The sequence below is a fragment of the uncultured Shimia sp. genome, from assembly GCF_913054185.1.
In the GTDB taxonomy this organism is placed as follows: Bacteria; Pseudomonadota; Alphaproteobacteria; order Rhodobacterales; family Rhodobacteraceae; genus Shimia.
Map to the genome: position 1 here is coordinate 1 of NZ_CAJXIV010000027.1, position 14,240 is coordinate 14,240.

The following is a 14,240-nucleotide window of genomic DNA, read 5'->3' on the forward strand; positions in this document are numbered from 1 at the left end:
GTCAATCCAGGCACCACCGGGGCCAACATCACCCTCACCGGAATGCCCGCATCCGCCAATCTCCGAATGGTCTGCATCCGGCGCTGCGGCAAGGGACAGCGCGGCTCCATCGCGCGTGACAACGCCACATCCATAGTGGTCAGCGAAATCCCCACTTGGGCCAACCCTTGGGCCGCCATTTCGCTCAATATATCGATGTCGCGCTCCACCAAGGTGCCTTTGGTCGTAATCGCCACCGGATGCTTGAACCGTTGCAACACTTCCAGCACCGACCGCATAACCCGGTACCGGCGCTCAATTGGCTGGTAGGGGTCGGTATTGGTGCCTATCGCCAACAGGCTTGGCTGATACCCTTTGCGCCGCAGCTCTTTCTCCAGCACCTCAGCCGCTTTGGGCCGCGCCACCAGTTTGCTTTCAAAATCTAGGCCCGGCGACAATCCAAGATAGGCATGGGTTGGCCGCGCAAAACAATAGGTGCACCCATGCTCACAGCCGCGATAAGGATTCAGAGAGCGATCAAACGGAATGTCCGGCGACGTGTTTCGCGTGATTACTGAGCGCGGCCGCTCTTCACTCACCTCAGTGGCAAAGGCTGCGCGCTCCTCCGGAATGTCCCAGCCATCCTGCACCTCTTCTCGTTGGGCATCGTACCGGCTGGCCGCATTGCTCTGTGCGCCGCGAGCACGCCGCCTTTCTGCGTCAATTTTGGGTTCATTCAGATCAGACATTTGCCCAAAATAGAACAAACCGCGAACACATGCAACAAACCCCATGATCTGGATGAGAAACTTTCATGGCATTGATGATTTTTGCCCCTACACGTCGCACGCGGTCTTGGCTATGTCGCTAATCAGACAGTTTGCACGCTGAAAAAGTTTGAAAGCTGGGTTATAAAGAATAGCAACCGGTGCCCGATATTGGGCCCCCGCCAGGGTATGGGAATACGCGCATGTCAGAAGAACAAGACGACATCATCCTGTCCGAACTCAATGACGAGGAACTTGTCCAACAGATGTTTGACGACCTCTACGATGGTCTCAAGGACGAGATCGAAGAGGCTGTGAACATCCTTTTGGAACGTGGTTGGGCGCCTTATCGCGTGCTGACAGAGGCGCTTGTGGGCGGCATGACCATTGTGGGTGCCGACTTCCGCGATGGCATCCTGTTTGTGCCTGAGGTGCTCTTGGCAGCAGGCGCGATGAAAGGTGGCATGGGCATCCTGAAACCTCTGCTGGCTGAAACCGGCGCGCCGCGCATGGGGTCCATGGTGATTGGCACGGTCAAAGGCGACATCCACGACATTGGTAAAAACCTTGTGGCGATGATGATGGAGGGTGCCGGCTTTGAAGTGGTCGACCTTGGCATCAACAACGCTGTTGAAGGGTATCTGGAAGCCCTCGAAGAGCACAAGCCCGACATCCTCGGCATGTCCGCGCTTCTGACCACCACCATGCCTTACATGAAAGTTGTGATCGACACGCTGATCGAAAAGGGCCAGCGCGACGACTACATCGTCTTGGTTGGCGGCGCACCGCTGAACGAAGAATTTGGCAAAGCCATTGGCGCCGACGCGTACTGCCGCGACGCTGCTGTGGCCGTGGAAACCGCCAAAGAATGGGTGGCCCGCAAACACAACCAGATGAGCGCCTGATCAGGCCCATCGCCTTTTGCTCACTCCCCGAGCGATTTGGTCCGGCCCGCCCTTCACAGGCGGGCCGTTTTTGTTCAAGGTACCGATATGTCCGGATTATATACCCCCGATCTCGCCCGCATTCATGCCGAAGGCTACAACGACACCTTTGACGAGGCGCACGATTGGCTTGCTGCAGAAATCCTGCATGGACCAGTCAACGCCCATCTGTTTGACATCGGTTGCGGCGATGGCACATGGCTTTCAGTGGCCGAAGATCGCGGCGTCATGGGCGAAGGTGTCGACCTCTCACCGGCCTTTGTGGAAATCGCCCAAGCCCGCGGTCTTTTGGTGAAACAAGGCAACGCAGCCGACATTCATATCCCCAAGGGCACCACCGCAGTGACCTGTCTCGGCGAAGTTCTCAGCTATATCGACACCACAACCAAACGCGACACACTCCTGCCCGTGGCTCAGGTTGCGTTTGATGCCCTACCCTCCGGCGGCTTGCTGTTTGCCGACCTGATTGGGCCCCGCTGCCTGCCGCACGCCCGGCGCAACACAGGCGCGGATTGGCAGATGCGCATCGAGGTCACAGTCGAGCGCGACCGCCTCACCCGCCGTATCGAAACGCAAGTTGACGATCGCGTCGACACAGTGATCCATCAACAATCCCGCCGTCATCCGGACCGCACCAAACGCGCACTGGAAGGGATCGGCTGGCACTGCGAAATCCTGGACAGTTACGGCCCCGCTGGCCTGCTGCCCGGTCGTTTTGCCATCAAGCTGACCAAGCCATGACCCAACTCCCCGACGACAACACGTTGGCCCAGACGGGCTTGTCCCCAACCGGCTCTTCGGGCCGCATCCTTTTGCTGGCCTGCGGCGCTCTGGCGCGTGAAATCTTGGACCTTATCAAACTCAACAGCTGGTCCCATATGGATCTCACCTGCCTGCCTGCCATCTTCCACATCCATCCGGAAAAAATTACCCCCGCTGTGCGCGAGGCTGTCGCCAAACATCGCGACGCCTATGACGACATCTTTGTGGTTTATGCGGATTGCGGCACGGGCGGTTTGTTGCAACAGGCCTGTGACGAGTTGGGCGTACAGATGGTCTCAGGCCCCCATTGCTACAGCTTCTTCGAAGGCAACGACCGCTTTGCAGAGATCTCCGAGGATGAGTTCACTGCCTTCTACCTGACCGACTTCCTTGTCCGCCAATTTGACGCTTTTATCATCAAGCCCATGGGCCTCGATCGTCATCCGGAGCTACGCGACATGTATTTTGGAAACTATGAGAAACTGGTCTACCAAGCCCAAACCGACGATCCCGCCTTGACGGAAAAAGCCAAAGACTGCGCGGATCGCCTTGGCTTGGCGTTTGAGCGGCGCTTCACCGGCTACGGCGACATGGCAAAAGCTCTGGAAACCCTCTGAAAAGAAAGGCGCCCCAAACCGGAGCGCCTTCATAACTCTCTTACGACAATCGCCGCGTTGGCTTGGTGCCGCCTGTTTCAACAGACGTCTTTTCACGCCGATTTTTCTCAAGCAGAGTTTCAAACGCATCAAATATGCGGTTCATGTGCTTGCTTTTGTAGGGAAAAACTTCTTCGTCATCCATATCATGAACAATCAGCGCGTTGTCCGCTTCAAACACAACCAGATTGCCGTCCGGGTCTTCGGCGCAGTCCACTCCGAAGTAGTCCAGGTCAATTGCTTCGGTCAGCGCCCCAAAACCACCTTCGTGACGGTTTGCAAATGTGCTGTCAAAACTATCCATCCAGGCGGACTCTTCGGCGCGTTTCTCGGCAAACTCTTCCATGCGCGCGTTCAGGTACCAAAGGTCCCACTGGTCCGCGATCGCCATGTGACATGGGAACGGCTGGCCATCGACAAAGATTACGCGATACTTGCGATAAAACCCGTCTTCCCGCGTGGCATAGGGGATGAACTCCGAGACATAGAATGTTGCCTCGGCGCGTTCTGTCAAATAGGCCGCAAGCGCGGTTTGACTTTCGATCAGCACCAGACCTTCGCCGGCATGGCTGCCTACAGGTCGCACCACATAGGGATAATCGCCAAGCACCGCCAAACGCTCTTCACCCGCATCGCCTTCCAGCTCTGCACGCTCAAACCGCTGCGTCTTGGGAAGTGTCAGCCCGCCTTTGCCAGCAAACATTTTTTCAAGCGTGTCACGCTCCAAATCCACCTGACCAACTGGTAAATTTACAACTTTTGTGCCTGCCACCGCGGTCAGCGCTCGGACCTTAGCCTGAAACGCCACCGCCTTCGCACTGTCCGCAGGCGCAGCACAAAACGCCACATCATGCGCGGGCAGATCGATTTGTGCGTCACTGTCTACGTTCAGGTAATATGTGAGAATCTCGACATCCGCGTCCTGCAACAGGAACTCGATGGGTGTGTTGCCGCCAATGTGGCTTGGCTCCGCAAACACCAGCAATTTGGTGCGCGCGCCGTCACTTTTCTTAGTGCTGAAAATCTTCTGCCGCTTGAGCGCTTCTTCCTGCCAGGCCAATCCCGCCGCACGGTTGCCCTGCAACTGATCAATCACCGACAGATCCATAAAGATGCCATCCGCATCTTTTCCGGTGAACACTTTGCTCAGCAACTCAGTACGCAGAGGCTGAAGATCAACGCCGTCAAACGCCATCTTTGTCAGGCTCGCAAGCCCGATTCTTTCTTGAGGTTCCATTCTGGCTCCAAATGTAAGTGCCCTTCTGGAATGCCCCAATCGTTGTTAAAAATACGTGCAATCAATCATTACAATTTTCGCTAACTGCAAAAACTCCGGATTTTGCTGAAAATTGATCAAAAACACCTTCCCTAAATCAAAAACACCTTCCCTAACAGGTGTTTATGCCAGCGATGTCACCCACAGAATTGTTGCGTCTTCCGCACTCACAGAAACCACGTTGTGGCCCATGGATCCGTCATAATAGGCGCTATCACCGCGGCGCATTTCCACCGGCTCATAAAACTCGGTGTAGAGCGTGACCACACCGGTCAACACGTAAAGAAACTCTTCGCCGTCATGGCGCACCCAGCCGTCAAATTCTTCCATCGACCGCGCCCGAACCCGTGCCCGATAGGGCAGCATCGCTTTCTTGCGCAACCCTTCTGCCAACAATTCATGTTCATAAGTGGTGGTGACTTGGCGCGTGCCCTCTCCGGACTTCACCAGCGCCATACGGCCGTTGACCTGGTCCTTAATCGGCGCGGTAAACAGCTGCGGTACCGAGATTTCCAAACCCACCGCCAGCTTTTTCACCGCATCATAAGTGGGGGACATCTGACCATTCTCAATTTTGGACAGGGTTGACCGTGCCAGACCAGCCTGGCTCGCGGCCTGCTCCAGCGTCCACTTACGGGCTTTGCGCAACTCGCGCACGCGTTCGCCAAGGTCCAATGGTTCCACATGATCCTGCCCGCCGTTCTCACGCGCGATTTTGATCAAAGATTTTGGGTCTTTTGAGCTCATGCCGCGCTTCTACCGTGCGTAACCATGCAGTGGCAACCGCCACGTTTCTCTTGCACCCATAGCGTTTGCTGCCTACCCCAGCCTTATGAGCTCAATTTTTGACCAAGGTCCACCGCCCCCCTGCCCGCCGTCTTTCAACATGGCCGCCCATGTGCTGCGCCATGCGGACCGATTGGCGGATAAAGAGGCTCTCCGTATCGTATCGTCAGAGACGGGTGAAAGCTGGACCTTCGGCGCCCTGAAGTCTGCCATCCTTGGCACAGGAACCGGTCTTTTACGGTCTGGTCTTACCTCCGGTGACCGCGTCTTGATGCGCCTTGGCAATACGGTGGAGTTCCCAATCGCGTATCTGGCTTGCATTGCTGTTGGTTTGATCCCCGTTCCTACGTCCTCTCAGCTTACCGAAGCTGAAGTCACAAAGATGGTGGAGACTCTTTCTCCAGCGGCCATTTTGCATGACCCTGAAGTTACAACAACTTCAAACTCACAGACCAACACATTGACAACTAAAACTCTTCTTGAGTTTCGCACCCTTCCTGCTGCCGACTTTGACTTTGGCGACCCCAACCGTCCCGCCTACATCATTTATACGTCAGGCACCTCCGGTGTTCCTCGCGCCGTGGTGCACGCCCATCGTGCAATTTGGGCACGCCAGATGATGTTTGACGGCTGGTATGACCTGCTCGAAACTGACCGCCTCCTGCATGCTGGGGCCTTCAACTGGACCTTCACCTTGGGCACTGGCCTGATGGACCCCTGGACCACAGGCGCCACTGCTCTGATCCCCGCTCCTGGCACGGCACCAGAGACCTTACCTCACCTCCTACGCGACAACCGCGCAACCCTGTTCGCCGCCGCGCCGGGAGTGTATCGCAAAATCCTCGCGACAAGCGATGACCCGGCGCTTCCCAACCTGCGCCACGGCCTCTGTGCCGGCGAAAAGCTCTCCGAAACTTTACGCGCCCAATGGAACGCTGCCACCAGCACCAAACTTTATGAAGCTTTTGGCATGTCCGAATGTTCGACCTTCCTTTCCGCCAGCCCGGACCATCCCGCGCCCAAAGGCACGCTGGGCCGCCCGCAACCCGGCCGTCGCATCGCCATTCTTGATGAGACTGGCCCCGTCGCATTAAACACGCCAGGCACCATCGCCGTGCACAAGTCAGACCCTGGCCTGATGCTCGGCTATCTCAACGCCCCCGAAGACACAGCAACCCGTTTCCAAGGCGACTGGTTCCTCACCGGTGATCTGGGCCAAATGGACGATGACGGTCACATCACCTACATGGCTCGCGCAGATGACATGATGAACGCCGGTGGGTTTCGTGTCTCACCTTTGGAAGTCGAAGCCGCCCTCCTACCACATCCCGAGATCACCGGCATTGCGGTTACGGATATTGAGGTCAAAGCCGACACCCGCGTCATCGCCGCGTTTTATACCGCTGATCACGATCTTGTGGAGGACGCGCTGAAAGCCTTTGCGGAGACCCATTTGGCGCGTTACAAGCAGCCTCGGATTTTCAAACGCCTGCCCACGTTGCCGACCAACGCCAATGGCAAACTCAACCGCCGCGCCCTGCGCGATACCTACAAGGTTTCCACATGATCAAACTCGACATCATCTCCGACCCGATCTGCCCGTGGTGCCTGATTGGCAAAACCCGCCTGATGAAAGCTTTGGAAGCCGAAGGCGACCATCCGTTTGTTATTGAATGGCACCCTTTCCAGCTTAACCCGGATATGCCGGCCGAAGGCATGGACCGTCGTGAGTATCTGGAAACCAAGTTTGGCGGCAAAGACAATGCTGTGAAGGTCTATACTGAAATCGAGCAACACGCCCGTGACGAAGGTCTGGAAATCAACTTCGCCGCCATCAAACGCACGCCAAATACCATCAACGCGCATCGTGTGATCCATTGGGCTGGCGTCGAGAAAAAGCAAAACGCCGTGGTGGATGCTTTGTTTGCCGCCTACTTCAAAGATGGCCGTGACATCGGTGATATCGACGTGCTGGCAGACATCGCAGACAGTGCAGGCATGGACGCCGCCGTGGTGCGCAAGCTTCTGGAGTCTGACGCCGACGTTGCGGATATCCAAAAACGCGACGCTCACAGCCGTGAAATGGGTGTAAACTCCGTGCCAACGTTCATTGTTGCCAATCAACATGCCGTACCCGGTGCCCAACCCGTTGAGCTCTGGCGCCGCGTGATGGCCGACCTGCGCGCGCAGAACGCCGTTGAGTAACGTCTGAACCAACGTTCACTCTTCACTTGTGAACCACGGTGCTGCACGCTAACCTAAGTAAATCAGCCCGCCATTTTGCGGCCTGATCACTCAAGCACGATCACCCAACTGGTGTGGGCCAGAGTTAGAACAGCGGCGCTTTCGCGTGCTGTCCTCTTGCCTGCATGAGCCTTTTTGACGGAGCATGTCATGACCAAAGACAATCTGCCGATGACGCAGGTCGAATTCATTGCCCTTTGCGCGATGATGTTTGCCACCATCGCGTTTTCTATCGACGCCATGCTCCCCGCGCTGCCACAAATCGCAGCTGAGCTTAGCCCCGGCAGCCACAACACTGAAACCCTGATTGTCATGTCCTTTGTTCTGGGCATGGGTATTGGGACGTTTTTTACAGGGCCCCTGTCAGATCGGTTTGGCCGAAAACCGGTTCTGATCACCGGCGCGGTGATTTACACGCTCTGTGCCTTTATCGGCTACCAAAGCCAAACTCTGGAATGGCTTCTGGCCGCCCGCCTGTTCCAAGGCGTGGGCGCCGCTGGTCCTCGTGTTGTGACGCTGGCCATTGTCCGAGATCTGTTTTCCGGCCGCGAAATGGCCCGCATCATGTCGTTTGTCATGATGGTCTTTATTCTGGTGCCAGCTGCGGCGCCTCTTTTGGGTCAGTTCATCATCGACTTCTCTTCCTGGCGCGGCATCTTTATTGCATTCATGCTATTTTCGATGCTCTCCGTGCTGTGGATTGGCATCCGCCTGCCTGAACCTCTTGCCGTTGAACAGCGCCGCCCATTCAGCATCGCCAAACTTATGGGGGGCTTGCGCCAAATGTGGGGCATTCCCGCCGTGCGCACGTCGATCCTGGTGCAATCCCTGATCATGGGCAGCCTCTTTGGCCTCATCGGCACGGTGCAATTGGTGTATGATCAAACCTATGATCGTGCAGCCGAGTTCCCGTATTGGTTTGCCGGCATTGCTCTGGCTTCCGGCACCGCCAGCCTCCTAAATGCCAAGCTGGTGATGAATTGGGGCATGCGCTTTCTGGTGACTGTCGCTGTCGCAAGCAAAGTCTTCTGTGCCATCATCATGGTTGTGGCTTTGACAACGCTGAACACGGAAATGCAGTTCTATGCGTTTGCCCTATGGCAGCTGACTGTCTTTTTCTCCGTGGGCCTGACAATTGGTAATCTCAACGCCATGGCCATGGAACCTCTGGGTCATATGGCGGGTACCGCCGCGTCTGTCATGGGCGCACTCTCCACCATATTTGGGGTGATCATCGCGGCCCCCATCAGCCTCGCGTTTGATGGCACGCCTCTACCATTGGTCATGTCCATTGGCGCATTGGCTCTGGTGGGTTTCATGCTGATGCTGCACATGCGCCGCATAGAAGCCCGCGCAGTCGCCGCCTAAAGTTGCTTGCACATCTGCTGGCCGTGCGAAAAAGTACCCGCATGGCCAGCACATTAATCCTCCGCAATCGCAACTACCGTCTTCTCTTTGCCTCCGGCGCCTTGACCAATCTGGGCGACGGACTCGTGATGTTGGCCATCCCTTGGCTGGCCACATTGCTGACCCGCGATCCTGTCGCCATCGCTGCCGTGGCCGCAGCTGGTCGCCTGCCCTGGCTGTTCTTCGCTTTGCCCGCGGGGGTGATTGCCGATCAAGTGGATCGCCGCAAACTCATCGCGCGCGCTGATCTTTTGCGTGCCACACTTGTGGGGGCCATCTTGTGGCTGGCGCTCAGTGCCCCCGGCGCAGGTGCAATCTGGCTGCTCACCGCCCTCACTTTCCTGCTTGGCGCGGCCGAAGTCCTGCGCGACAACGCCGCTCAAACCATCTTGCCAGACATCGTGACACCCTCTGATCTCGAGGCTGCCAACGGACAGATGTGGAGCGTGGAACAGCTCACCGGTCAATTTATCGGGCCACCCCTGGCAGGGTTCCTGATCGCCTCCAGCGTCGCGCTTCCATTTGGTCTAGACATTGCGGCTCTAGTACTGGCCGCTGGCATGATCTGGATGATCAGCCTCGCGCCGCGTCCCAAGGTTCAGCAAAACTTCTTTGGTGCTTTGAAAGAAGGCATCACCTTCATGCGCAGTGACCGCCTTCTGTTGCGTCTTGCCATTGTGCTGGGCTGCGCCAATTTCATCGCCATGGGTACAATGACCGTGCAGGTACTCTTTGCCCAAGACGTGCTGTCTCTTTCGGCCACCCAATACGGATTTTTGCTTTCCATCGCCGCGCTCGGCGCCATCACCGGCAGCCTCACCGCACCCAAATTGGTACAATGGTTTGGCACCCAGCCTTGCCTCTACGCCTCTATCGGCATTTGGGGCATTGGCTACGGCACCATCGGCCTGACGAGCTCAGCAATCCCGATGGCATTTGCGCTGTTCTCCGTCATGGCCGCCGCGATGTTGTGGAACGTGATAACGGTCTCGTGGCGCCAACGCCGCATCCCAACCGAGCTTCTTGGTCGCGTGAACAGTATTTACCGCTTCTTTGGCTGGGGCAGCATGCCACTTGGTGCAATGGCTGCCGGGGCTACAGTTGCACTGCTGGAACCATCCTTGGGCCGTGAACTTGCGCTACGCGCGCCGTTCTTTGCCGCCGCAACGCTCTGCCTCTGCCTACTCCTATACGCCATCGCCCGCCTTCGGTTGGACTGATTACGTTTCTTTTTACCAGAAAAACCCAAGTAATTTGGGGGCCACGTCCGGGCAAAACGCCGTAAAAACCCACCTCCGCAAAACAGCCGCGATACAGATGCAATACCGACGCGCTATTTTGTGGCTTTTGCCTTCTTGCGTTTCTTCTCGTCCACAACTTTCTGCGCAAGATCTCGGGCAATGGCAAACGCACCTTTGATCTTGTCAGACGCTTTCTGCCAATCCCGCCGCACAACAATCTTGTTGTCTTTGACCTTGGCCAGGCCGTCTTGATCCTGAATGAATTCAACAAGCCCTTGAGGGGATGCAAACTTGTCGTTGTGGAACTGAATGGTCGCGCCTTTTGGCCCGCCATCCAGCTTGGCAATGCCTGCCTTCTTACACATCTCCTTGATGCGTACGATCAACAGCAACGTATTGACCTCTTTGGGCAATTTACCAAACCGATCGATCAGTTCAGCGGCAAACCCCTCAAGCTCCACCTTACCCTGAAGGCCACTCAGACGACGATAGAGACCAAGCCGCACATCTAGATCCGGCACATAGGTATCCGGGATCAGAACCGGCACACCCAGGTTGATCTGTGGCGCCCATTGATCATCTCCGCCTGACAGGCCTTCCAGCTCCCCAGTCTTGATCTTGGCAATCGCGTCTTCCAGCATCGACTGGTACAGCTCATAGCCCACATCGCGCATCTGACCAGACTGCTCTTCACCCAGCAAATTTCCGGCCCCACGAATATCAAGGTCTTGAGAAGCCAAGGTAAATCCGGCTCCAAGCGTGTCCAAAGACCCCAACACCCGCAGCCGTTTTTCCGCCGCTGGCGTCAATTTTGCCCGCGGTTTGGTGGTCATATAGGCATAAGCCCGCGTCTTGGACCGCCCAACCCGTCCCCGAATTTGATACAGCTGTGCCAGGCCAAACATATCCGCGCGATGCACAATCATTGTGTTGGCAGTGGGAATATCCAAGCCGGACTCGACAATAGTTGTTGCCAAAAGTACGTCGTATTTTCCGTCGTAAAACGCATTCATACGGTCATCAAGCTCTCCCGCCGCCATCTGCCCGCTCGCGGTGATAAAGCTTACTTCTGGCACATGATCCCGTAAAAACTCTTCAATTTCAGGCAGATCACTGATCCGTGGCACCACGAAAAAACTCTGCCCGCCGCGATAATGCTCCCGCAAAAGCGCTTCGCGTATTGTGACCGCATCAAACGAGCTCACATAGGTTCGGATGGCCAAACGGTCCACTGGAGGAGTGCCAATGATTGAAAGATCGCGCACACCTGACAGGCTCAACTGCAACGTTCGCGGGATTGGCGTCGCTGTTAATGTCAGCACATGCACATCGCTACGCATCTGTTTGAGCCGCTCTTTATGCGCCACGCCAAAATGCTGCTCTTCATCAATGATCAGCAACCCAAGATCCCTGAATCGAATACTTTTGGCCAATAGCGCGTGAGTTCCAACAACAATATCAACCGTGCCGCGCGCCATGCCGTCCCGGGTTTTCTCAGCTTCTTTTGCCGAAACAAACCGTGACAAAGTTCTGACTTCCAAGGGAAAACCCCGAAACCGGTCAGCAAATCCTTTTGCATGCTGACGCGCCAGCAACGTGGTTGGCGCAATCACGGCCACCTGTTGCCCCGACATCGCCGCCACAAATGCCGCGCGCATCGCGACTTCTGTTTTGCCAAAACCAACATCGCCACACACCAAACGATCCATCGGGCGTCCAGACGCCAAATCGCCGATCACATCCCCAATTGCGCTGAGCTGATCTTCAGTTTCCTGATACGGGAACCGTGCAGAGAATTCCTCCCACGCGTGATGTTGCGCTTCCAGCACAGGTGCCCTGCGCAACTCTCGCTCTGCCGCCACGCGAATAAGCCGATCCGCCATCTCGCGGATACGCTCTTTGAGTTTGGCTTTCTTCGCCTGCCAAGCGCCCCCGCCCAGACGATCCAAAAGACCTTCGTCATGGCCATATTTGGACAGCAGTTCGATGTTCTCAACAGGCAGGTAAAGCTTTGAAGACTCAGCGTATTCTAAAGAAATAGTCTCATGCGCTGCGCCCGCGGCCGTGATGACCTCAAGCCCAAGATACCGACCAACACCGTGGTCCACATGCACCACCAAATCACCCGGGCTGAGCGATTGTGTCTCGGTGAGAAAGTTTTCTGCCCGCTTCTTTTTACGCGGCGCGCGGATCAAACGATCTCCCAAAACGTCTTGCTCAGAAATCACCGTCATAGATGGGGTTACAAACCCATGTTCCAACGCAAGAACTGCCAAATACAGGCCGGTTTTCCCGATGTTCTTTGCGTCTTTGATGTGGATGGTTTCCGCCAGGCCTTCGTCTTCGATCAGCCCACTTAGCCGCTCGCGTGCGCCTTCCGAATAGCTCGCGACAACCACCGGCCCATCGTGTTTTTTGGTTCGAATATGGTCCGCCAAAGCCCCAAACAGGCTGACGCTTTCTTGCTGGCGCTCGGGAGAGAAATTACGACCAATCCGACCGCCCGCATCAATCACACCAGGACCTGATGCCTGCGGCAATGGTGAAAAATGAAGCACCCGACGCCCACTTATGGCTTTGCTCCACGCCGCGTCGTCCAAATACATAAGCTGCGGTGGCACAGGTTTATAAACCGTATCCATCCGCGCTTTTTGGGTCATGGCATGTTGGCGCGTTTCATACTGATCCGCCACACTGTCCCAACGTGCAAGGCGCGCTGCATCTGATTGATCATCCACAGAAATCACCGCACTTGGCAGATAATCAAACAGTGTTTCCAACTCCTGATGGAAAAACGGCAGCCAGTGCTCCACACCTTGATGTTTCCGTCCTGCACTGATCGCTTCATACAACGGATCATCCGTCCCTGCCGCGCCAAATTCGATGCGATAATTCTGTCGGAAACGGGTGATTGCTGCATCGTCTAGGATGACCTCACTCACTGGCGCAAGTTCGATCATGTCGAGTTTTTCAGTGGTACGCTGTGTGGCAGGATCAAACCGCCGCACCCCGTCCAATATATCTCCGAAGAAATCAAGCCGCACCGGGCCGCTATCGCCGGGTGGGAAGATGTCAATGATCCCCCCGCGGATTGCATAATCCCCTGGCTCCATCACCGTGGGGGCTTGCGTGAATCCCATGCGTACCAAGAATTGACGCAGCGCTTTTTCATCAATGCGCTGATCCACTTGCGCCCGAAACGCCGCTGCTTTCAAAATATTTCGGGCTGGCACCCGCTGTGTGGCCGCATTGAGCGTGGTCAGCAACACAAATTGGCTGGGCATGTCATGCACCAACCCGGCCAGTGTCGCCATTCGCGTGGCAGAGATATCTGCGTTGGGCGACACGCGGTCATATGGCAGACAATCCCATCCTGGAAACACAATCACCGGCATGTCTGGCTGGAAGAACTCCAGCGCCGCCTTTGTGGCTGCCATACGCTTATCGTCTCGCGCGACATGCACAACCGGGCCGTTGCTTTTGGCCACCTCATTGAGGATCAGCTGAGCATCAAAGCCCTCAGGAGCCCCACCCACGGAGATGTGTTGCGCGTCGTTCATCGGATTAACCGTCCAATTTTCATAGTGTTACGCGGGTAAGCTTACCCAAGCGGAGAGATTTGAAAGTTCTGAAACATGCCCCAAAGCGAGGTCACAAAGATTGAGATCATCCCAATAAATTGCACCCAAAATCGATGCCGCGCCAACCGCTTTCTTAAGTCGTCAGATGATGGCGCCTCTACCCGAATGCGCCGGGCCAACCGCACACTCAGCAGGCTGACAATGCTCATTGGAAATAGGAGCAAGAATACTGCCTGTGCAAACTCCACATTGTAGCCAAAACCCACGCCAGCCAACCCAGTCAGTATAAAACAGCTGCCGCCGATTAGAAAAAGACCGGACACATCAGCAATATGCAGCAATCGGTTGCAGTTGATCCGTACCAGATCTTGCAGGTCTGCCTCCGCTTGACCGCCGTTGCGTTTTGCACGCAGAACGGAGTCCCACGGCACACCCAACACCCAATGACTGGCCGAAGACCAGAAAACCGCGAGCGCAATCCAGAACCAAAGGTTGCTGAAACTGCGCATGTCGATGAGTTCAAAAATAGTTTGGCTCAGGTCCAAAGTCTTCACTGCCCTTTAGAATTTCCATCTGACATACCGCGCTGCTGCGGCA

12 protein-coding genes are annotated in these 14,240 nt (G+C 56.0%); 7 read left to right on the top strand and 5 right to left on the bottom strand.

Features of this window, described 5'->3' with window-relative positions; translation table 11 throughout:
- A partial coding sequence (locus QZ517_RS07865) for a radical SAM protein (RefSeq protein WP_294224756.1) occupies positions 1-728 on the bottom strand: 728 nt, incomplete at its 3' end.
- A 221-nt stretch (positions 729-949) separates the two neighbouring features.
- Between QZ517_RS07865 and QZ517_RS07870 the strand changes: the two genes are divergently transcribed.
- From QZ517_RS07870 to QZ517_RS07880, 3 genes are all read left to right on the top strand, one after another.
- Positions 950-1,651 carry a B12-binding domain-containing protein gene (locus tag QZ517_RS07870; protein ID WP_294224759.1) on the top strand — a complete coding sequence of 234 codons (702 nt, stop codon included), beginning with the start codon at positions 950-952 and terminating at the stop codon, positions 1,649-1,651.
- Positions 1,652-1,738: 87 nt separating this feature from the next.
- On the top strand, positions 1,739-2,431 hold the full coding sequence (locus tag QZ517_RS07875) for a class I SAM-dependent methyltransferase (RefSeq protein ID WP_294224763.1): 693 nt from the start codon (positions 1,739-1,741) through the stop codon (positions 2,429-2,431).
- Complete coding sequence (locus QZ517_RS07880) at positions 2,428-3,069, top strand: DUF1638 domain-containing protein (protein ID WP_294224766.1); 642 nt, start codon at positions 2,428-2,430, stop codon at positions 3,067-3,069. The genes QZ517_RS07875 and QZ517_RS07880 overlap by 4 nt, the downstream gene beginning before the upstream one ends.
- Before the next feature lie 40 nt (positions 3,070-3,109).
- On the opposite strand, the gene QZ517_RS07885 is transcribed toward QZ517_RS07880, so the two are convergent.
- Positions 3,110-4,345: a hypothetical protein gene (locus QZ517_RS07885; protein WP_294224769.1), complete on the bottom strand. Its 1,236-nt coding sequence runs from the start codon at positions 4,343-4,345 to the stop codon at positions 3,110-3,112.
- A gap of 162 nt (positions 4,346-4,507) precedes the next feature.
- Positions 4,508-5,131, bottom strand: coding sequence for an XRE family transcriptional regulator (locus QZ517_RS07890; protein ID WP_294224772.1), 624 nt, complete (start codon positions 5,129-5,131; stop codon positions 4,508-4,510).
- A gap of 85 nt (positions 5,132-5,216) precedes the next feature.
- On the opposite strand from QZ517_RS07890, the gene QZ517_RS07895 reads away from it, so the two are divergent.
- The 4 genes from QZ517_RS07895 to QZ517_RS07910 all read left to right on the top strand — a co-directional run bounded on the left by QZ517_RS07895 (position 5,217) and on the right by QZ517_RS07910 (position 10,041).
- Positions 5,217-6,737 (top strand): class I adenylate-forming enzyme family protein, encoded by a 1,521-nt coding sequence (locus QZ517_RS07895; protein ID WP_294224774.1) that lies wholly within the window; start codon positions 5,217-5,219, stop codon positions 6,735-6,737.
- Entirely contained in the window at positions 6,734-7,375 is a 642-nt protein-coding gene (locus QZ517_RS07900; RefSeq protein ID WP_294224777.1) for a DsbA family oxidoreductase, read from the top strand. Before QZ517_RS07895 ends, QZ517_RS07900 begins: the two co-directional genes overlap by 4 nt.
- 189 nt (positions 7,376-7,564) lie before the next feature.
- Entirely contained in the window at positions 7,565-8,782 is a 1,218-nt protein-coding gene (locus QZ517_RS07905; RefSeq protein ID WP_294224780.1) for a multidrug effflux MFS transporter, read from the top strand.
- Between the two features lie 41 nt (positions 8,783-8,823).
- Complete coding sequence (locus QZ517_RS07910) at positions 8,824-10,041, top strand: MFS transporter (protein WP_294224783.1); 1,218 nt, start codon at positions 8,824-8,826, stop codon at positions 10,039-10,041.
- A 113-nt stretch (positions 10,042-10,154) separates the two neighbouring features.
- Here the strand turns inward: QZ517_RS07910 and mfd are convergent, their stop codons facing one another.
- Together mfd and QZ517_RS07920 are read right to left on the bottom strand one after the other, a co-directional pair.
- The gene (gene mfd / locus QZ517_RS07915; RefSeq protein ID WP_294224788.1) at positions 10,155-13,622 is read right to left on the bottom strand and encodes a transcription-repair coupling factor; all 3,468 of its coding nucleotides are present in this window, start codon (positions 13,620-13,622) and stop codon (positions 10,155-10,157) included.
- Positions 13,623-13,663: 41 nt separating this feature from the next.
- The gene (locus tag QZ517_RS07920) at positions 13,664-14,188 is read right to left on the bottom strand and encodes a component of SufBCD complex (RefSeq protein WP_294224868.1); all 525 of its coding nucleotides are present in this window, start codon (positions 14,186-14,188) and stop codon (positions 13,664-13,666) included.
- Between the last annotated feature and the right edge of the window lie 52 nt (positions 14,189-14,240).

Bases quoted from the DNA above. Each gene is read 5' to 3' on its own strand.
- QZ517_RS07870 (WP_294224759.1), top strand. From the start codon at position 950: ATGTCAGAAGAACAAGACGACATCATCCTGTCCGAACTCAATGACGAG.
- QZ517_RS07875 (WP_294224763.1), top strand. From the start codon at position 1,739: ATGTCCGGATTATATACCCCCGATCTCGCCCGCATTCATGCCGAAGGC.
- QZ517_RS07880 (WP_294224766.1), top strand. From the start codon at position 2,428: ATGACCCAACTCCCCGACGACAACACGTTGGCCCAGACGGGCTTGTCC.
- QZ517_RS07885 (WP_294224769.1), bottom strand. From the start codon at position 4,345: ATGGAACCTCAAGAAAGAATCGGGCTTGCGAGCCTGACAAAGATGGCG.
- QZ517_RS07890 (WP_294224772.1), bottom strand. From the start codon at position 5,131: ATGAGCTCAAAAGACCCAAAATCTTTGATCAAAATCGCGCGTGAGAAC.
- QZ517_RS07895 (WP_294224774.1), top strand. From the start codon at position 5,217: ATGAGCTCAATTTTTGACCAAGGTCCACCGCCCCCCTGCCCGCCGTCT.
- QZ517_RS07900 (WP_294224777.1), top strand. From the start codon at position 6,734: ATGATCAAACTCGACATCATCTCCGACCCGATCTGCCCGTGGTGCCTG.
- QZ517_RS07905 (WP_294224780.1), top strand. From the start codon at position 7,565: ATGACCAAAGACAATCTGCCGATGACGCAGGTCGAATTCATTGCCCTT.
- QZ517_RS07910 (WP_294224783.1), top strand. From the start codon at position 8,824: ATGGCCAGCACATTAATCCTCCGCAATCGCAACTACCGTCTTCTCTTT.
- mfd (WP_294224788.1), bottom strand. From the start codon at position 13,622: ATGAACGACGCGCAACACATCTCCGTGGGTGGGGCTCCTGAGGGCTTT.